We start from the raw sequence: 19,402 nt of genomic DNA, 5'->3' as shown, positions 1-19,402 counted from the left end.
GGGTGCTCAAGGGATGGCCAGCGCTGATCGGGCCCTCGATGCCTTGAAATCCCTGTGTGATGCCGGCAGTGGCCGCACCCTGCTGGAGCTGGCCTGGATCAGCCAGGTTCGGGTACAGGGCGATCGGGCCGTGTTCCGCCTCGCCTTACCGGGCTATGCCACCAGCCAGCGGGAGAAAATCGCCGCCGATGCCCGCAGCGCCCTGCTGGCCGTCGATGGTATCGTCGAGGTGCAGGTCGAGCTGGCCCAGCCCGAGCAAGCCGATGCCGGCCACAGCCACGGACCGGCCGGCGTCGGCCAACTGCCCGAGCGCAAGGGAATCCCCGGCGTCGGTCGGGTGATCGCCGTGAGCAGCGGCAAGGGCGGGGTGGGCAAGAGCACCGTGGCCGTGAACCTGGCCTGTGCCCTGGCCCGGCAGGGCCTGAGGGTGGGACTTCTGGATGCTGATATCTACGGGCCCAACGTTCCGACCATGCTCGGGGTGGCCGATCGAACCCCTGAGGTGCGCGGCAGCGGCGACCAGCAGGTTCTGACCCCGATTGAGGTCTGCGGTGTGGCGATGGTGTCGATGGGCCTGTTGATTCAGGAGAACCAACCGGTGGTCTGGCGCGGGCCGATGCTGAATGGGATCATCCGCCAGTTTCTCTATCAGGTGGAGTGGGGGGAGCGCGATGTGCTCGTCGTCGACCTGCCGCCGGGCACCGGTGATGCCCAGCTCACCCTGGCCCAGGCCGTTCCAATGGCCGGGGTCGTGATTGTCACCACCCCCCAGAAGGTGTCGCTGCAGGATGCCCGCCGCGGCCTGGCGATGTTCCTGCAGATGGGGGTGTCGGTGCTGGGAGTGATCGAGAACATGAGCGTGTTCATCCCACCGGATCGGCCCGAAGCCCGCTACTCGATTTTTGGCTCCGGCGGTGGAGCGCTGCTGGCCTCTGAGGCCAACGTGCCCCTGCTTGCCCAGCTGCCCCTGGAGATGGGCGTGGTGGAAGGCGGAGACAGGGGCCTTCCCCTTGTGGTGTCCCAGCCTGATTCGCCGACGGCACACGCCTTCATGGAGCTGGCTGCAACCCTTCAGGTGCCGACGCTCAACCCAGCCTGAGCGGCATGGCCATGCTCAGCGGTCGGCGCAGGGTGTTCTCCAGCAGCCGCCCGAGAAAACGTTCGTGGTTCAAGGAGATCGATCTGGTGCTCTGGGGCATTCCCCTGGCCCTGTCGCTGTTGGCGGGGATTCTGATCGCCAGCACCCAGCGGCAGGCCGATTACGCCGATTGGTACCAGCACTGGCTCTCGGCGGCGGTGGGGCTGGGCCTCGCCCTGCTGTTGGCCCGCCTGCCGCTGGATCGGCTCAAGACCTTATTGCTGCCGATCTATGGCCTCACCGTGGTCAGCCTGATCGCGGTGAGGCTGGTGGGCACCTCCGCCCTTGGCGCCCAGCGCTGGATCAGCATCGGCGGCTTCCATGTGCAACCTTCGGAATTCGCCAAACTCGCGGCAATCCTGTTGCTGGCCGGGGTGCTCAGCCGCTTTCCGATCGAACGACCGATCGACCTGCTGCGGCCTTCCGGGGTGATCCTGATCCCCTGGTTTCTGGTGTTCATCCAGCCTGACCTGGGCACATCGCTGGTCTTCGGGGTCGTGCTGCTCGTGATGTTGTTCTGGGCCGGCATGTCGCTCCAGTGGGTGGTGCTGCTGCTCTCGCCGCTGGCGGCGGCCCTGCTGGCCGGCACGCTGCCGCTGGCCCTGCTGGGCTGGATTCCGCTGATGGGTTGGCTGGCCTACCGCTCCCTGCCCTGGCGCTGGCCCGGTGTGGCCCTGGCGGTCGGCCTCCAGGGCCTGTTCGCCCTGCTCACCCCCTATCTCTGGGCCCATGGCCTCAAGGACTACCAACGCGACCGCCTGGTGCTGTTCCTCGATCCGTCCAAAGATCCCCTCGGCGGGGGGTACCACCTGCTGCAGAGCAAGGTAGGCATCGGCTCCGGCGGTCTCTGGGGAACGGGCCTGATGCATGGCCAACTCACCAAGCTTCAGTTCATCCCGGAACAGCACACCGACTTCATCTTCAGTGCCCTGGGCGAGGAAACCGGCTATGTGGGCTCCATGCTGGTGGTGGTCGGTTTCATCGCCCTGATGGGGCGCCTGCTGCAGATCGCCGGCAAGGCCCGCACCGACTTCGAGTCACTGGTGGTGGTCGGCATCGGCGCCATGGTGATGTTCCAGGTGGTGGTCAATATCTTCATGACGATCGGCCTCGGCCCCGTGACCGGCATCCCCCTGCCCTGGATGAGTTATGGCCGTTCGGCGATGTTGGTCAACTTCATCGCCCTCGGGCTCTGCGCCTCGGTGCTGCGTCGCAGCCGCTCCAGCCAGGGGGGCTGGTGAACGGCCCGACCCTGCAGCAGTTACGGCAACGTCTGGCCCAGGGCGTTCCGCCAGGCCGCAGCGATGAGGACGGCGTACGCCGGCAGTGGTGGGCAGCCTTGGCCACCCTGCAGGAAGATTTTCTGCTGCCGCTCCAACCCCTCAAAGGGGTCTGGCTGGCGTCGCCGCTGCCAGCGCTGCACGAGCCCGCCCTGCTGCGGGAACTGCAGGGTTGGGTCTGGACGCCCAAGGCGGTCGGAACCCTGCTGGAGCCCCCTGCGCCCCTGCTGCCGGGGCGTTGGCGGCAATCCGCTGACCCTCACCCAGGGCCAACACCAGATTTCGAGCGCCTGACCCTCGAGGACGACGACGGCACCGATCCGCTGTTGTTGCTGTTCACCCCCCAGCTGCAGATGGCGATGGCCCTGGAGGGGGAGCCTCAACGGCGGCGCTTGATCCTGCGCTTCGACCCCGCCACGTTGGCGGCGGCCCTGCAACTGGTGGATGAACGCCTGCAGTGCCGCAGCCCCAGCGCAGCCCGCAGTCTGCGCAGCGCCATGCAAGGACTCGGAGCCCTGCGCAGCGAGGAGAAGACGGCGCAGGCCTTCTGGCCGCGACTGGGCGAACGGCTCGCCGCTATGGCGCCGAGCGTCACCCTGCAACCCGTGGTCCAGGCCGCCCCCGCCAGGGACAAGCAGACGCCGCATCCAGCCAACGGCGAGCTGGCCCTGCTTGAGGCCCTCACCCACGAGGTGCGCACGCCGTTGGCCACGATCCGGACCCTGATCCGCTCCCTGCTGCGCCGCACCGACCTGCCTGCCGTGGTGCGCCACCGGCTCGAGCAGATCGACAGCGAATGCAGTGAACAGATCGACCGCTTCGGCCTGATCTTCCATGCCGCCGAACTGCAGCGCCGCCCCCGCCCCAGCCAGTCCCTGGCGCGAACCGATCTGGCGACCCTGCTGCAAAAGCTGCTGCCGCTGTGGGAGCGGCAGCTGGGGCGGCGGGGATTAGTCCTGAAGCTGGAGATCGAGGATCAGCTTCCGCCAGTGATGAGTGACCCCAACCTGCTCGAAACCATGCTCGGGGGATTGATCGATCGCTTCACCCGCAGCCTGCCGGCCGGCACCGCGGTGTTGATCCGTCTGCAACCGGCCGGCTCTCGGCTGAAACTGCAACTCAACGGCCTCAGCACGCCAGGGGCGGAAACGGCGACTGCGGCCCCCACGGCGGCCCTCGGTCCGGTGCTGAGCTGGGATCCCCTCACCGGCAGCCTGCAGCTGAGCCGTGAGGCCACCCAGCGCCTGTTCCATAGCCTCGGCGGCCGCCTGACCGAGAGAGCAGGCAGCGGACTCACCGTCTTCTTTCCCTTGGCCGCCAGCCCGGAGGCCAGCGAGATCTGAATTTGTTGACGGGTGTGAAGAGAGGGCACCTCCTGAGATAAGGGCTGGAAACACGGTGCTAGCTTCCAGCCGAAACGGTCCGGCAGCTCCTCCGGGAACGCCCACTCCCCTCCCCCAACAGCCATGACAGCAACGGCGCTGAGCGGTCAACTCCCCAAGTACATCGGTAGCACCGGAGGTTTGCTGAACTCAGCGGAAACCGAGGAGAAATACGCCATCACCTGGACAAGCAGCACCTCCCAGGTTTTCGAACTTCCCACCGGCGGGGCCGCCGAGATGAACGAAGGTGAGAACATCATGTATTTTGCACGCAAGGAGCAGTGCCTGGCCCTCGGCACTCAGTTGCGCACCAAGTTCAAGCCCCGCATCGAAGATTTCAAGATCTACCGGATCTTCCCCGGTGGTGACACCGAATATCTGCACCCCAAGGATGGTGTTTTCCCCGAGAAGGTCAACGAAGGCCGCTCCATGGTGGGCTTCAATTCCCGTCGCATCGGCGATAACCCCAACCCATCCACGATCAAGTTCACCGGTCGCAACACCTTCGACTCCTGAGCGGCAGGCAGGTCCTGAGAACCTGAACCGATCACCATTTAGAAAGGCGGGGCCCGGGGCCCCGTTTTTTTTGCCTGGCCGTCGCCGTGAAGACCTCTCCCGATCACGCTGCCTTCCTTGCGTTGGCGAGCGCCGGCAACAATTTCATCCCGATCGCCAAGCGCTGGCCCGCCGATCTGGAAACGCCGCTGACCACCTGGCTGAAGGTGGGGGCTGCCAGTCGCCATGGCGTGCTGCTCGAATCCGTTGAAGGAGGGGAGCACCTGGGGCGCTGGAGCTACGTGGTGGCCGATCCGCTCTGGACCCTGACGGTGCGAGGCGAACGCGCCGAGCAGGTCTGGCGGGATGGCCGGATCTGCCACCACCAGGGAAATCCATTCGAACTACTTCGAGAACGCCTCAGTCACCTTCACTCCACCCCGGTGCCGGGTCTGCCACCGGTGGGTCAGTTGTTTGGCTTCTGGGGCTACGAACTGATCCGCTGGATCGAGCCCAGCGTGCCGGTCCACGCCAATGATCCAGCCGGGCCTGCCGACGGCTGCTGGATGCTGGCCGACAGCCTGCTGGTCTTCGACCAGGTGAAACGGCAGTTGATTGCTGTGGCCTATGGCGATCTCAGCGACGGCAGCAGTGCCGAGCAGGCCTACGCCAGCGCCGAAGCCAGGATCCACAGCCTGGAGCAACGCATGCAGGCCCCCCTGCCCAAGGGTGTCAAACCCCTGCGCTGGAACGCCGAGCCCACCCAGCCGCTGGCCACCACCAGCAACCGCAGTCAGGCCGACTACGAAGCGGCCGTGGAGGCGGCCCGGGGCCACATCGCCGCCGGTGACGTGTTCCAACTGGTGATCAGCCAACGGCTGGAAACGCCGATCCAACGCGATCCCTTTGAGCTCTACCGCAGCCTGCGGATGGTGAATCCCTCCCCGTACATGGCCTTCTTCAACTTCGGCGGCTGGTATCTGATCGGTTCAAGCCCTGAAGTGATGGTCAAGGCCGAGCCGAGCGAGCAGGGCGTGCTGGCCTCGCTTCGGCCCATTGCCGGAACCCGCCCCAGGGGCCAGAGCGAGGCGGAGGACCAGCGGCTGGAGCAGGAGCTGCTTGCCGATCCCAAGGAAAGGGCAGAGCATGTGATGCTGGTCGATCTGGGCCGCAACGATCTGGGCCGGGTCTGCCGACCTGGCAGCGTCGCGGTCACCGACTTAATGGTGATTGAGCGCTATTCCCACGTCATGCACATCGTCAGCCAGGTGGAGGGTCTGCTGGCAGCAGACCAGGACATCTGGGACCTGCTCCAGGCCTCCTTTCCGGCAGGAACGGTCAGCGGAGCCCCGAAAATCAGAGCCATGCAGCTGATCCACGAGCTTGAACCCGACGCCCGGGGGCCTTACTCCGGCGTCTACGGCGCCGTCGATCTGGGCGGCGCCCTCAACACCGCCATCACGATTCGCACCATGGTGGTGCTGCCTGACCCAGCCGGCGGCTGGCGTGTTCAGGTGCAGGCGGGCGCCGGTCTGGTCGCCGATTCGCAGCCGGCAGCCGAATACGAAGAAACCCTCAACAAGGCCCGTGGCCTGCTCAAGGCGCTGGCCTGCCTTGAGGATGGAACGCCATGAGTGGCCCTTTGCTGCTGAAGGGATTCGAGGTGGAGCTGTTCACCGGCCAGGCCAACGGCACTGTGGTCGGGATGGCCGAGCAGGTGGCGGCGGCGCTTCCTGGCTTCGTGACCGAGCCGGATCACCGCAATCTCGAATACATCACCCACCCCGATGCCAATTACACCGACCAACTGACCATGCTCCAGGTGCCACGCCGGCAGCTGCGGCGTTGGTTGAAGCAGCAGGGGCTGACCCTGATTCCCGGCAGCACCCTGAGCCTGGGCGACAGCAGCCGCTTCGAGCGCTCCGATCCCACCAACGCGTACCACGGCTTCATTGAAAGCACCTACGGCACCAGCGTGGTCACCGCCAGCGTTCACATCAATCTGGGCATCACGGCGATGGAATCACTCTTCGCCGCCTGCCGGCTGATGCGCTGCGAGGCGTCCCTGCTACTGGCCTTGAGCGCCAGTTCGCCCTTCCTCGATGGCAAAGCAAGCGGAGCCCATTCCCAGCGCTGGCTGCAGTTCCCGCTCACCCCGGCCAAGGTGCCGCTGTTCCTCGATCACCACCACTACATCCGCTGGATGGAGGAGCAGATGGCGGCCGGCAGCATGCAGAACGTCCGCCATCTCTGGACCTCGGTGCGCCCCAACGGGGAGAGCCGCCCCCACGATCTCAATCGGCTGGAGATCCGCATCTGCGATTTGATCAGCGACCCCCTGGTGCTGCTGGCGATCACGGCCTTCATCGAGTTGCGGCTGTTGCAGCTCGACTCGAATCCAGAGGCCCATGACCCCCTACGCGCCAGCAGCCTCAGCCATGCCGAGCTGGCCGAACTATCTGACGCCAACGACCTGGCCGCCGCCAGGGCCAGCCTGGACGCCGAACTGCTCGACTGGCGCAGCGGCGAGCCCCTGCCGGCCCGCACCTGGCTGCGGCGGGAGCTTGAATCCATGCAGCCGCTGGCGATCCAACTGGGCCTTGGGCCCTGGCTGGCTCCCTTGGCCAAGGTGCTGGACGGTGGCCATGACGGCGCCCATGACGGTGGCAATGAGGCGATGCGCTGGCTGGGGCGTCACCAACGGGGGGAAAGCATCGAGTCGATCTTGACTTCTGAGATCGAGGCGATGGCCAACCTTGAGCGGCAACCGGCACCACACAACACAGAAGCCCTGAACCCTTTGGGATGATCATGGTTCCTTCCTTCGCTGAGCCGGCTCCCATGCGGCAGTTTCTGACCGCAGCTTCAGCCGCCATGGAGGAGTCCCCTGGCCCCGACCCCACCCAGCCGGCACCGCGCGTGACCCGGCTTCTGGGCGAGCGCCTGGAGCTGGTGGAGGATCTCTGGAAAACGGTGCTGCGCAGCGAGTGTCCGCCCGAGCAGGCTGAGCGGCTGCTGAGGCTCAAGGAGCTCAGCGAAGAAACCAGTGAGTCGGCGCTGCAGCCGGAGAAGAACGCGCCGATCGTTCAGCTGATCCGGGAGATGGATCTGGCTGAGGCGATTGCCGCGGCCAGGGCCTTTTCGCTCTACTTCCAGCTGGTCAACATCCTTGAGCAGCACATCGAGGAAGACAGCTATCTCGCCAGCCTCAAAGACGGGCTGCCTCCGCCCAGCCCCGACCCCTTTGCCCCGCCGCTGGCCAGCCAGACCGATCCGGCCACCTTCAAGGAACTGTTCACGCGGCTGCGCGGGCTGAACGTGCCGCCCGCCCAGCTCGAAACCCTGTTGCGGGAACTCGACATCCGCCTCGTTTTCACAGCCCACCCCACCGAAATCGTGCGGCATACGGTGCGGCACAAACAACGCCGGGTCGCCTCCCTGATCCAGAAGCTCCAGCAGGACAGCCCCGCCGAGCTCCATGACAAGCGCAACCTGCGTCTCCAGCTCGAAGAAGAGATTCGGCTCTGGTGGCGCACCGATGAACTCCACCAGTTCAAGCCCTCGGTGCTCGATGAGGTGGATTACGCCCTGCACTACTTCCAGCAGGTGCTCTTCGATGCCATGCCCCTGTTGCGCCTGCGCATCCACAGCGCCTTAGCCGGCAGCTATCCGGATGTGGAACCACCGCGGGATGCCTTCTGCACCTTTGGCTCCTGGGTGGGCTCGGATCGCGATGGCAACCCCTCCGTCACCCCGGACATCACCTGGCGCACCGCCTGCTTTCAGCGTCAGTTGATGATCGAGCGCTACATCGCCTCGGTGCAGGATCTGCGCGATCAGCTCAGCATCTCGATGCAGTGGAGCCAGGTGAGTGCACCGCTGCTCGAATCGCTGGAGATCGACCGGCTGCGCTTCCCCGACATCTATGAAGAACGAGCGGCGCGCTACCGGCTTGAGCCCTATCGGCTGAAACTCAGCTACACCCTGGAGCGGTTGCAGCTGACCCAGCAACGCAACCAGCAACTCGCCGATGCGGGCTGGGAATCCCCCTGCGACGGTCCCAGCAACACGGCCGGCCTCTCCTTCGGCACCGGCATGGTCTCCTCACCCGCTGAAGACCTCCACTACGGCTCCGTGGGCGAACTGCGGGCCGAACTGGAACTGCTCCGCGACAGCCTGGAGAACACCGGTCTGAGCTGCGAGCCCTTGCGCAAACTGCTCTCCCAGGTGCACATCTTCGGCTTCAGCCTGGCCACCCTCGACATCCGCCAGGAGAGCACCCGCCACAGCGATGCCCTCGACGAACTGAGCCGCTACCTGCAGCTACCCGTGGCCTACGGCGCCATGGACGAAGACCAGCGGATCACCTGGCTGCTGGCGGAACTCCAGACCCGCCGGCCCCTGCTGCCGCCAGCCGCCAGCTGGAGCCCGGCCACCGCCGAGACCTTCGCGGTTTTTCGCATGCTGGAGCGGTTGCAACGGGAATTCGGCGCGCGAATCTGCCGCAGTTACGTGATCTCGATGTGCCATACGGTCTCGGATCTGCTGGAAGTGATGCTGCTGGCGAAAGAAGCCGGCCTGGTCGACCCGAAAACGGTCAGCACCCAGTTGTTGGTGGTGCCCCTGTTCGAAACGGTGGAAGATCTGCAGCGCGCCCCGGCAGTGATGGATCGGCTGTTCGCCGAGCCCTTCTACCGCCAACTGCTGGCCAGCAGCGGCGAGGCCGACAAGCCCCTGCAGGAAGTGATGCTGGGCTACTCCGACAGCAACAAAGATTCCGGCTTCCTCTCCAGCAACTGGGAGATCCACAAAGCCCAGATCTCCCTGCAGCGCCTCTCCTGTCAGTACGACGTGGCACTGCGGATCTTCCATGGCCGCGGTGGATCGGTGGGGCGTGGCGGTGGGCCCGCCTATCAGGCGATCCTGGCCCAGCCCAGCGGCACCATGAACGGCCGCATCAAGATCACCGAGCAGGGCGAGGTGCTGGCGTCGAAGTATTCCTTGCCAGAGCTGGCGCTCTACAACCTCGAAACCATGACCACCGCTGTGCTCCAGAACAGCCTGGTGAGCACCAGCCTCGACGACACCCCCAGCTGGAACGAGCTGATGGCCCGGCTGGGCGCCAGCTCACGTCTGCACTACCGCAAACTCGTCCACGACAATCCGGATCTGGTCGCTTTTTTCCAGCAGGTCACCCCGATCGAGGAGATCAGCAAGCTGCAGATTTCCAGTCGTCCGGCGCGGCGCAAGAGCGGGGCCAAGGATCTCTCCAGTCTGCGGGCGATCCCCTGGGTGTTCGGCTGGACCCAGAGCCGCTTTCTGTTGCCGAGTTGGTTTGGGGTGGGGGCGGCCCTGCAGGAGGAACTCGACAGTGACCCGGGCCAGCTGGAGTTGCTGCGGCTGCTCTACCAGCGCTGGCCGTTCTTCCGGATGTTGATCTCCAAGGTGGAGATGACGCTCTCGAAGGTGGACCTGGATCTGGCCCATCACTACGTTGAAGCGCTCGGCCGCCCGGAACATCGCGTTGCCTTCGAGCAGATTTTCGCGGAGATCGCCGCCGAGTTCACCCTCACCCGCGATCTGGTGCTGCAGATCTCCGGCCATGGCCGCCTGCTCGATGGCGATCCAGCCCTGCAGCTCTCGGTCGACCTGCGCAACCGCACGATCATCCCCCTGGGCTTTCTTCAAGTTGCCTTGCTGCGCCGACTCAGGGACCAGAACCGCCAGCCACCGATGAGCGAAGCGAGCGACGACAGCCCCGACAGCCGCACCTACAGCCGCAGCGAGCTGTTGCGGGGAGCGCTGCTGACGATCAACGGGATCGCGGCCGGCATGCGCAACACGGGCTGAGGAACGCTTGATCCCCTTTCGCAACAAGCCTCCCGCCCCTCGCCTGCCCGAGGGTTATGCGATCAGCAGTGACGTCTTTCCCGACGTGGGCGAGCTCAATGCGCTGCTGATCGCTTGCGGGGAGAGGAGCAGAAACGAGCAACGTCTCGGCCTGGTGCTGCAACGCAGCGCCTGGCAGCTGAGCATCCATGATCCGGCCGGCAGTCTGGTGGGATTTGTGCGCGCCACCAGTGATCAGGCACTCAACGCCAACCTCTGGGACCTGGCCGCTTCTCCCGGGGATCCCCAACAGCAGGCCGTGCTCTCGGTCCTGGTTCACACCGCTCTGAGCCGGCTGAAGAAGGAACTCAGTGGCTGCAGTGTGTCGGTGGCGGCCCCACCGGAAGCTCTCCAGGCCCTGCAACGCTATGGATTCCTTGTGGATCCGGGCGGGATCCGGGCGATGGGACTCTCCCTGCGAACTCCGGCGGGGAGGGTGGAGTGAAACGAGCATGGAGGGATTCGAACCCCCGACCCTCAGAACCGGAATCTGATGCTCTATCCAGCTGAGCTACATGCCCTGACAGCGACTGAAAGCCGCTCAGTGAAAAGCTGTCGCTTCTACTGACAGAGGTACCTTAACCGCATGCCGCCCCAGACCCATTCGGCTGCACCGCCTGGAGCTGCACCACTTTCGCAACTACGCCCAGCTGGGGCTGAACCTGGCGGCCCCGAGGCTGCTGGTGATTGGCGCCAATGGTGAGGGGAAATCAAACCTGCTGGAGGCCGTCGAGCTGCTGGGCAGCCTGCGCTCCCATCGCACCGGCAGCGATCAGGATCTGATCCGCCACGGTGACCCGGCCGCCCTGATCCGGGCCAGCTGTGGCGACGATCAGCTGGAACTTGAGCTGCGGCGAAGGGGAGGACGGCAGGCGCGCCGCAATGGCAAGACCCTGGAGCGCCACCACGACCTGATCGGCCCGCTGCGGGTGGTGGTGTTCAGTGCCCTGGATCTGGACCTGGTCCGCGGCGAGCCGGCCCTGCGCCGCCAGTGGCTGGATCGGGTGGTGCTGCAGCTTGAGCCCGTCTACAGCGAGTTGCTGCGGCGCTACGGGCGGCTGCTGCGTCAGCGCAGCCAGCTGCTGCGCCGCGGCATCGCCCCTGGGGAGCAAGGCGGCCTGCTCGACGCCTTCGACCAACAAATGGCCCTGGTGGGCACACGCCTGCACCGCCGCCGCCGCCGCGCCCTCGCCCGGCTGCAGCCGTTGGCCGCCGCCTGGCAGGAGCGGCTCAGCGCCGGCCGGGAGCGATTGGAGCTGGGCTATCAGGCCGGTAGTCGCCTGGAGGGGGAGGAGGAGGAGGGGCCCTGGCGCGACGCCCTGGCTGAGCAGCTGAGGCAGCAACGCAGCGAGGAACTGCGCCTAGGCCAGTGCCTGGTGGGGCCGCATCGCGATGAGGTGGGCCTGCTGCTGGGCGGGCAATCGGCCCGTCGCTACGGCTCGGCCGGCCAGCAACGCAGCCTCGTGCTGGCCCTCAAGCTGGCCGAACTGGAGCTGGTACGCCAGCTCTGGGGAGAGCCCCCCCTGCTGCTGCTCGATGACGTGCTGGCCGAGCTTGATGCGCAGCGCCAGCAACTGCTGCTGGAGGCCGTGGGGGAAGGCCATCAGTGCCTGATCAGCGCCACCCACGTCGAGGCCTTCAATGCCAGCTGGTCGGCGCAGTCGCAGCGCATCGAGATCCACGGAGGAATAGTCACCAGCTGCGATTGAGAGGAGACTAGGATGGGGGGTTGGTTGATCAGATTCAATGACCCAGAGCCTGCCCTGCCTTCACCCCAACCCGGGATGGAGTGGAGCCCAAAGCAACGAGAGCCTTAAGCCGCCCACTCCCAGTGCCACCGAGATGGTGGGAAAACACTGCATCCTCGAGCTCTACGACTGCGATAAAGGCAAGCTCGACGACGAAGCTTTTCTCAGAAGCGCCATCACCAACGCAGCGAAACGGGCTGGCGCCACCCTTCTGAATCTGATCACCCACCGCTTTGAACCGCAGGGAGTGACCGGGCTGGCCCTATTGGCTGAATCCCACATCTCCATCCACACCTGGCCGGAATCGGGCTATGCGGCGGTGGATGTGTTCACCTGCGGCGATCACACCATGCCGGAGCGGGCCTGTCAGGTGCTCTGCCAGGAACTCACCGCGGGCCATCACAAACTCAAGAGCTTCCGGCGGGAAACCCCGGCGGCCCTGGGCAGCGAGCTCCGCCTGCCGATCGTGCTGGCAGCCTGACGACCGTGCTCACAGCCTGACGACCAAGCGGCGGGGGATGGTTCAGCCAGCCCCGTTGCCCGGGATCTTGTGGCTGCTGGGGTTGGGGGGTTGGTTTTCGGGACGTCGATTCAACTTGCCGCTCACCAAACCCTCAAGATCCAGGCTCACGGCCGTAAAACCAAGCTGCCGGAAAGCTGTAACAAGGTCTTCGCGCGCGCCATCTTCAACGAGCAAGCCGAGCTGATCGACGGGCACTTCAATCCGGGCGGTTTCGCCCTGGCTTCGCACCCGCATCTCGCGCAGGCCCTGCTGGCGCAACCAATCTTCGGCCGCTGAGACCCGCGAGAGCCGCGAGGCACTGATCGGCTCTCCATAGGGAAACCGGGAAGCCAGGCAGGGTTGGGCCGGTTTGTCCCACCAGGGGAAGCCTAGGGCCCGGGAGATCTGGCGCACCGCCGCCTTGCCGATACCCAGTTCGACGAGCGGTGAACCAACGCCACGCTCCCTGGCCGCGCGGATTCCTGGCCGATGGTCACCGAGATCATCGAGATTCACCCCATCGACCACCCGGGTCCCGCCGGCGGCAGCGGCCACCTGGGCGAGCAGACCGTGCAACTCACGCTTGCAGGCGTAGCAACGCTCGCTGGGGTTGGCAACGTAAGCCGGGTCATCGAGTTCCGCCGTGGCGACCTCCTGATGGCGCAGGCCGATCCAGGCAGCCTGGCGGCGGGCCTCCTCCAACAGATGGGGTGCCAGGGCCGGCGAGACACCGGTGACGGCCAGGGCCCTATCGCCAAGTTGCTCGGCGGCGATGGCTGCCACCAGGGCGCTGTCGACCCCGCCGGAATAGGCCACCACGACAGAACCAGATCGGGCCAGGACATCCCGCAGTCCCTGGAGTTGCGGCCAGAGCTCCTCGCCCAGGGATTCAACGAGAGGATGCTGATGCTGTCCTTTTGATGGCATGGCCCCAGGCACAGCTCGTTAGAATCCAACGGTAGAAGGCTGGTGATGACAGCGACTTCAAGGGTCACGGGCCAAGGCATTGGCATCCGCACAGCCGCCGACAGCAACGAACGTCTTCACGGTCAGTTGCACCTCTATGACGGAGAAGGCAAAGGGAAGAGTCAGGCGGCCCTCGGGGTGGTGCTGCGCACGATCGGTCTAGGGATCTGCGAGCAGAAGCGGACGCGCGTGTTGCTGCTCCGCTTCTTGAAGGGGCCCGGCCGCGCTTACGACGAAGACGCCGCGATCGAAGCGCTGCAGCAGGGATTCCCCCACCTGATTGATCAGGTGCGCACCGGCCGTGGTGATTTCTTCACCGCAACGGAGGCCAACCGCTTCGACAAACAGGAAGCCCAGCGGGGCTGGGACATCGCCAAGGGAGCCATTGCCAGCGCCCTGTATTCAGTGGTGGTTCTCGATGAACTCAACCCCGTTCTCGACCTCGGCCTGCTCGACACCGCCGACGTGGTGAACACCCTGGCCGCCAGACCGCCGGGCATGGAAGTGATCGTGACAGGCCGTGGTGCCCCCCAACAACTGATCCAGCAGGCTGATCTGCATTCGGAAATGCGGGCTCACCACCATCCCCAGGCCGGAATCTCAGGCCTCTCGGGAATCGAGATCTACACAGGGGACGGCAAAGGCAAATCCACCAGCGCTCTGGGCAAGGCACTCCAGGCGATCGGTCGGGGCATCAGCCAGGACAAGAGCCATCGGGTCCTGATCCTGCAGTGGCTAAAAGGGGGGAGCGGCTACACCGAGGATGCGGCCATTGCCGCCCTGCGCGAGAGTTTCCCCCATTTGGTTGATCACCTGCGCTCCGGCCGCGATGCGATCGTCTGGCGCGGCCAGCAGCAAACAATCGACTATGTCGAAGCAGAGCGCGCCTGGGAAATCGCCCGGGCGGCCATCGCCAGCGGTCTGTATAAAACAGTCATCCTCGATGAGCTCAATCCCACTGTGGATCTCGAGCTACTGCCGGTGGAGCCGATCGTGCAGACCCTGCTGCGCAAACCAGCAGAAACCGAGGTGATCATCACCGGTCGTTGCAAGAATGCTCCGACCTACTTTGATCTGGCCAGCATCCACTCGGAGATGGTCTGCCACAAGCACTACGCCGAGAGGGGAGTGGAACTCAAACGGGGAGTCGACTACTAAGTCACGCCCCGTTGAGCCCCAGCCTCAAAAGCTGGCTCAGTAAAGCGCCACAGCCTCATCAACCTCCCGGCTCCAGGCATTGATCCCGCCTGCCACGTTGACCCCTTCGATGCCATGACGCTGAAGGGCGATCAAGGCCTTGGCTGAGCGGCCTCCAACCTTGCAGTGCATGTAAAGCCGCTTGCCTGCGGCGAGCTGGCGCAGCTCCTCCACCGCCTCACCGCTCTCGATGCGATCGAGTGGGATCAGCACGGCACCGGGGATCACCGCAATCTCGGCTTCCGGTGGGTTGCGCACATCCACCAGCAGCAGATCGGCGGGCTGGGCATCCAGCAAGGCCTTGAGGTCGGTGACAGAAATCGTGTCCATTGCCCCAGCCTCCTCCATGCCGGGCTCGCTGCCCCCCACACCACAGAATTCCTGATAGTCGACCAGGCGATCGATCACCGGCCGATCCGGACTCGGCCTCAACTTCAATTCGCGGAAGGCCATCTTCAGGGCATCAAAGAGCAGCAAACGACCACTCAAGGTGGTGCCGATGCCGGTGATGAGCTTCACCGTTTCCGTCGCCTGGATCATGCCGATGATGCCGGGCAGAACCCCCACCACCCCGCCTTCGGCGCAGGAGGGCACCATGCCCGGCGGCGGCGGTTCGGGGAACAGGTCGCGGTAGTTGGGCCCTTCTTGGTAGTTGAACACCGTGGCCTGACCCTCGAAGCGAAAGATCGAGCCATAGACATTCGGCTTGCCCAGCAGCACGCAGGCGTCGTTGACCAGATAGCGGGTGGGGAAATTGTCGGTGCCGTCGCAGACGATGTCGTAGGGGGCAATGATCTCCAGGGCGTTGTCGCTGGTGAGGGCGGTTTCGTAGAGATCCACCTGGCAGTGGGGGTTGATCTCAGCGATGCGGTGCTTGGCCGATTCGATCTTGGGTTTGCCCACCCAGCTGGTGCCGTGAATCACCTGGCGTTGCAGGTTGCTGGTGTCGACCACATCGAAATCGACGATGCCGAGCCGCCCGACGCCGGCCGCCGCCAGATACAGCAGCAGCGGTGAGCCCAGCCCACCGGTGCCGACACAGAGAACCGAGGCAGCCTTCAACCGCTTCTGGCCCTCCATGCCCACTTCCGGCAGGATCAGATGTCGGGAGAAGCGCGCCACCTCATCGGGGCAGAGCTGAACGCCGCTGGTATCGGGAGGAAGCATGGGCAGAGGGCCGGGGCCATGGGCAGCCGCCTGTCGCGGCTATGTCCCTATTCTCCCAAATCTTCGATCCCCAGTGGAAGGGGGTGGGCCTCAGCCAGCCCTGAAGCTGGCTCGGCAGGCTCACTCAGCCACCAGGCCCGGATCGTCGTTGCCGTGCTGCGTCCTCTGCCTTCGGCCCGGCCGGGGCCTGCCACCAGGCCGGAGGCGATCAACATCAGCGCCGGCGGGAAAGCCAGGGACCGGTCGAGATCGGAAGGCAACGCCTCTCCAAGCGGATGGGAGTGGGCCGTGCCGATCAGCTGCCAGCCGTGCCGGCGTCCCCATTTCTGTGACAGCAGCTGCTCTCTGGGATCAACCGCAAAGCGTCTGGGGCGCTCAGAAGCAGGCTCCCAGACATTCAGGCAGGGCCAGACCGCCTCGATCCGCAACGCCGGCGGGCAGGCAGGTCCATCACCAGCAGGCAGGCAGGTTCCCAGCAGCAAGGCGCAACTTTCAGTGGGGCTCTGGGCCACCAGAACCGCTTCGAGCTCGGTCAGCCGATCGCGACCAATGTGCACCAGCTCTGGCCAGGGCTGTCCCATGCCGATACGTTATGGGTTTGAATCCCAATCCACTGCCTCTCTGTTGATGAGCGAAGCCAGCACCGAGCAACAGGAGCAAACGGCCCAAACGGAACGACCGATGACCGAATCATCCACGGACGCTGCGGCAGAAACCGTCACCACCCCTTTCACCGAGCGCTACAGCGAAATCCTTGGCAAGGTCAACGAAACCCTTGACAAGGTCGACTGGAGCCAGGCCGGCCGGGTGGGCAAGGCCGTCGGTATTTTGCTGGCGGTGATCATCGCCCAGGTCCTGATCAAGGGTGTGCTCGACACCATCAATCTGTTGCCAGTGGTGCCTGGTTTGCTGGAGCTGCTCGGCTTGGTGGTGGTCGGCCAGTGGAGCTGGCACAACTTGACCACCAGCGAGAAACGCTCCGCCGTGATCAGCAAGCTTCAGACCCTGCGTCAGGAATATCTGGGCTGATCGCCAGCTAGACCGCCAAGCCGATGGCTTGCCAGGCCGGCCAACCTTCACCTTCCCCTTCCCAGGTCAGTCGGCGGAGGTGTCGGCGCGGGCGGCGATCAGTTTGTTCAGCTCCCAGACCCGTGCTTCCGCCTGTTGCCAGTAGCCACCGCCAAAGAGGTTGGCGTGGTTGAGCAGGTGATACAGGTTGTAGAAGAGTGCGCGTTGGCAGTGGCCAGGGGCGAGGGGCCATTCGGCTTCATAGCCGTTGAAGAAGGGCTCGGGGAACCCTCCGAACAGGCGCGCCATCGCCAGATCCACCTCCCGATCACCGCGATACACCGCCGGATCGAAGACAGCGCCGCAGGCCGAAGCTCCCGGGCGAGCCCACTCGCTCCCTGAGGCCAACAGCGAAGCATTGCCGCCCCAGAGGTCGCCGTGAACCAGGCTCGGCAGGGCGCCATGGCCGTTGAGCCAAGCCGGCATTCGCTTGAGCAGGTTCTCGATCGGCTGCTGCAGCCGTTCCTGCCAAGGGCCGCCACTGGCCGCCGCCGCCTCGAACTGGGGGCGGAGCCGGCGTTCGGTGAAAAACCAGCCCCAGTCAGGCGACCAGCCGTTGATCTGCAGGCCGGAGCCGATGTAGTTGTCGTGTTCCCAGCCGAAGGCACCGGGCTTCAGCGAGCTGCTGCGCCGGTGCAACCGCGCCAGGGCAGCTCCCAAACGGGTCCAACCGTTGCCATCGCCGGAGGACCTCAGATCGAGCCACTCGATTGCCAGCAGGGCCCGCTCCCCCTCCAGGCCGCAGAACAGCGGGGCCGGGATCCGCAGCTCGGCATCCGCCCCAGCGGCCAAGGCCCTGAGCCCCTCGGCTTCCGCCTCAAAAAGCGGCAACATCGCCGCGCTGTTGGTTTTGACAAACAAGCGGCGGCCATCGCCCAGCTCCAGACTCCAGGCCCGATGAATGCAACCGCCCGCCACCGGCTGGCAGCGAACCAGACTGGTTCCCAGCTGACGCTCCACCCAGCTCGCCAGTGGTTCCACCATCGGAGGCCCTCATCCGGCTGCCAGCATGCCGGCTCTTTGACGCAGGACACGCGTGGCCCAGAGCCGATTACCTCCGCAGGCCACTTGCGATGTGGCCGTGGTCGGCGCTGGCATCGCCGGCCTCACGGCAGCGGCCCTGCTGGCGCGCCAAGGGCTGAGCGTGGAGCTGCTGGAGGGCCACCTGCAGAGCGGCGGCTGCGCCGGCACCTTCCGGCGGGGGGCCTACACCTTTGATGTGGGGGCGACCCAGGTGGCTGGGCTGGAGCCGGGCGGCATTCATAGCCGTCTGTTCCGGCATCTGGGTCTGCCGGCGCCGGCCGCCACACCCCTCGATCCCGGCTGCGTGGTGGATCTGGGCGATGGCGAGCCGCCGATCAGGCTCTGGCGCGATCCTGGGCGTTGGCAGCAGGAGCGGCAGCAACACTTTCCCGGCAGTGACCCGTTCTGGAACCTCTGCGACTGGCTGCATCAGGCCAGCTGGGGATTTGCCGGCCGCGATCCGGTGCTGCCGCCCCGCAACCTCTGGGACCTGGGCCAGCTGATCGGGTCGCTGCGGCCAGGCAATCTGGCCAGCGGCCTGCTGGTGGGAGCGAGCGTGGCCGATCTGCTGCAGCTGAGCGGCTGCGCGGACAACCAGCGGCTGCGCCGCTTCCTTGATCTGCAGCTGCGGCTCTACTCCCAGGAACCGGCTGATCGCACCGCTGCCCTCTACGGCGCCACGGTGCTGGCCATGGCCCAGGAGCCCCAGGGTCTGTGGCACCTAGAGGGCTCGATGCAGGCCCTGAGCAGCGCCCTGGAGCAGGGGCTCACTGCTGCGGGCGGCAGTCTGCGGCTCCGTCACCGCGTCAGCCGGCTGCGGCCAGAGCAGGTTTCCGGCTGGAACATCCAGGGCCAGGGTCCCGGCGGCCGGCCGTTCCAACTGGGTTGCCGCGATCTGATCTGCACGGCACCCCCGCAGGCCCTGCCGGCGTTGCTGGGGGAGGCCCTGCCGGCGGGGTACCAGCGACGGCTGCAGGGGTTCAGCGATCCCAGCGGCGCCCTGGTTCTCTACGCCGCGGTCGCCCGCAGCGCCCTTCCCGCAGGCTGTCCCGCCCACCTCCAGTTGGACGGCACCGAGCCGGGCTCATTGTTTGTGTCCATCAGCCGGGAGGGGGATGGGCGCGCGCCGGCGGGGGAGGCCACCGTGATTGCCAGTGTGTTCACACCGGCCCGGCCCTGGTTCGATGGTGACGAGCCCACCTATCAGGCCCGCAAGCAGGAAGCGCTGGCAGAGATCCAGGCGGGGCTGGGCCAACTCCTCGGGCTGCGGCCGGAGCACTACCGCCACAGCGAGCTGGCCACGCCGCGGGGCTTTGCCCACTGGACAGGAAGGCCCTTTGGCTTCGTCGGCGGCCTCGGCCAGCGCCCGTCCCGCTTCGGCCCCTTCGGCCTGGCCAGCCGCACCCCGCTGCCGGGCTTCTGGCTGTGCGGCGACGGCATCCACCCGGGCGAGGGCACCGCAGGCGTGAGCCTCTCGGCGCTGATGGTCTGCCGGCAACTGCTGGCCGGGCGGGGCCTCAACCTGGCGCTGGCCTGATCGCAGCTGG

General features: G+C 65.8%; 17 protein-coding genes and 1 tRNA gene. 13 read left to right on the top strand and 5 right to left on the bottom strand.

Translation table 11 applies throughout. The features are described from left to right. The first annotated feature begins 13 nt into the window (after positions 1-13). The 8 genes from BM449_RS09085 (at position 14) to BM449_RS09050 (ending at position 10,629) form a co-directional block, all read left to right on the top strand. On the top strand, positions 14-1,099 hold the full coding sequence (locus tag BM449_RS09085) for an Mrp/NBP35 family ATP-binding protein (RefSeq protein WP_071800964.1): 1,086 nt from the start codon (positions 14-16) through the stop codon (positions 1,097-1,099). 11 nt (positions 1,100-1,110) lie between these two features. Next, complete coding sequence (gene rodA, locus BM449_RS09080) at positions 1,111-2,379, top strand: rod shape-determining protein RodA (RefSeq protein ID WP_071802149.1); 1,269 nt, start codon at positions 1,111-1,113, stop codon at positions 2,377-2,379. Continuing rightward, a complete protein-coding gene (locus BM449_RS09075) occupies positions 2,373-3,761 on the top strand; it encodes a HAMP domain-containing histidine kinase (protein ID WP_071802151.1) in 1,389 nt (462 codons plus the stop codon). The genes rodA and BM449_RS09075 overlap by 7 nt, the downstream gene beginning before the upstream one ends. Before the next feature lie 123 nt (positions 3,762-3,884). Further along, positions 3,885-4,316 carry a photosystem I reaction center subunit II PsaD gene (locus BM449_RS09070; protein ID WP_071800963.1) on the top strand — a complete coding sequence of 144 codons (432 nt, stop codon included), beginning with the start codon at positions 3,885-3,887 and terminating at the stop codon, positions 4,314-4,316. Between the two features lie 86 nt (positions 4,317-4,402). Next, positions 4,403-5,929, top strand: a complete 1,527-nt coding sequence (locus BM449_RS09065; RefSeq protein ID WP_071800962.1) for a chorismate-binding protein — start codon at positions 4,403-4,405, stop codon at positions 5,927-5,929. After that, the gene (gshA, locus tag BM449_RS09060; RefSeq protein ID WP_071800961.1) at positions 5,926-7,104 is read left to right on the top strand and encodes a glutamate--cysteine ligase; all 1,179 of its coding nucleotides are present in this window, start codon (positions 5,926-5,928) and stop codon (positions 7,102-7,104) included. Before BM449_RS09065 ends, gshA begins: the two co-directional genes overlap by 4 nt. A gap of 65 nt (positions 7,105-7,169) precedes the next feature. After that, the gene (ppc, locus tag BM449_RS09055) at positions 7,170-10,145 is read left to right on the top strand and encodes a phosphoenolpyruvate carboxylase (RefSeq protein WP_071802147.1); all 2,976 of its coding nucleotides are present in this window, start codon (positions 7,170-7,172) and stop codon (positions 10,143-10,145) included. 7 nt (positions 10,146-10,152) lie between these two features. Beyond that, complete coding sequence (locus tag BM449_RS09050) at positions 10,153-10,629, top strand: GNAT family acetyltransferase (protein WP_071800960.1); 477 nt, start codon at positions 10,153-10,155, stop codon at positions 10,627-10,629. 2 nt (positions 10,630-10,631) lie between these two features. On the opposite strand, the gene BM449_RS09045 is transcribed toward BM449_RS09050, so the two are convergent. Continuing rightward, a tRNA-Arg gene (locus tag BM449_RS09045) sits at positions 10,632-10,705 on the bottom strand. A gap of 96 nt (positions 10,706-10,801) precedes the next feature. Here BM449_RS09045 and recF point away from each other — a divergent pair. After that, on the top strand, positions 10,802-11,893 hold the full coding sequence (recF, locus tag BM449_RS09040) for a DNA replication/repair protein RecF (RefSeq protein ID WP_071800959.1): 1,092 nt from the start codon (positions 10,802-10,804) through the stop codon (positions 11,891-11,893). Positions 11,894-11,930: 37 nt separating this feature from the next. Next, entirely contained in the window at positions 11,931-12,413 is a 483-nt protein-coding gene (speD, locus tag BM449_RS09035; protein WP_071800958.1) for an adenosylmethionine decarboxylase, read from the top strand. Positions 12,414-12,455: 42 nt separating this feature from the next. On the opposite strand, the gene larE is transcribed toward speD, so the two are convergent. Next, entirely contained in the window at positions 12,456-13,361 is a 906-nt protein-coding gene (gene larE / locus BM449_RS09030) for an ATP-dependent sacrificial sulfur transferase LarE (RefSeq protein WP_083544487.1), read from the bottom strand. Positions 13,362-13,406: 45 nt separating this feature from the next. On the opposite strand from larE, the gene BM449_RS09025 reads away from it, so the two are divergent. Then, complete coding sequence (locus BM449_RS09025) at positions 13,407-14,558, top strand: cob(I)yrinic acid a,c-diamide adenosyltransferase (RefSeq protein WP_071800957.1); 1,152 nt, start codon at positions 13,407-13,409, stop codon at positions 14,556-14,558. 36 nt (positions 14,559-14,594) lie between these two features. On the opposite strand, the gene moeB is transcribed toward BM449_RS09025, so the two are convergent. Further along, positions 14,595-15,764, bottom strand: coding sequence for a molybdopterin-synthase adenylyltransferase MoeB (gene moeB / locus BM449_RS09020; RefSeq protein WP_071800956.1), 1,170 nt, complete (start codon positions 15,762-15,764; stop codon positions 14,595-14,597). Positions 15,765-15,811: 47 nt separating this feature from the next. Then, on the bottom strand, positions 15,812-16,345 hold the full coding sequence (locus BM449_RS09015; protein WP_071800955.1) for a M67 family metallopeptidase: 534 nt from the start codon (positions 16,343-16,345) through the stop codon (positions 15,812-15,814). A 46-nt stretch (positions 16,346-16,391) separates the two neighbouring features. Here BM449_RS09015 and BM449_RS09010 point away from each other — a divergent pair, with 46 nt between their 5' ends. Beyond that, complete coding sequence (locus BM449_RS09010) at positions 16,392-16,793, top strand: CAAD domain-containing protein (RefSeq protein WP_071800954.1); 402 nt, start codon at positions 16,392-16,394, stop codon at positions 16,791-16,793. A gap of 66 nt (positions 16,794-16,859) precedes the next feature. Here the strand turns inward: BM449_RS09010 and BM449_RS09005 are convergent, their stop codons facing one another. After that, positions 16,860-17,816, bottom strand: coding sequence for a fructosamine kinase family protein (locus tag BM449_RS09005; protein ID WP_071800953.1), 957 nt, complete (start codon positions 17,814-17,816; stop codon positions 16,860-16,862). Positions 17,817-17,868: 52 nt separating this feature from the next. Here BM449_RS09005 and crtD point away from each other — a divergent pair, with 52 nt between their 5' ends. Beyond that, positions 17,869-19,392: a C-3',4' desaturase CrtD gene (gene crtD, locus BM449_RS09000; RefSeq protein ID WP_071800952.1), complete on the top strand. Its 1,524-nt coding sequence runs from the start codon at positions 17,869-17,871 to the stop codon at positions 19,390-19,392. The last annotated feature ends 10 nt before the right edge of the window (positions 19,393-19,402 follow it).

It is taken from the genome of Synechococcus sp. SynAce01 (genome assembly GCF_001885215.1).
GTDB lineage: Bacteria > Cyanobacteriota > Cyanobacteriia > PCC-6307 > Cyanobiaceae > Regnicoccus > Regnicoccus frigidus.
Note: the sequence above shows the minus strand (reverse complement) of the source record. Positions and strands in the feature narration are given on the sequence as shown.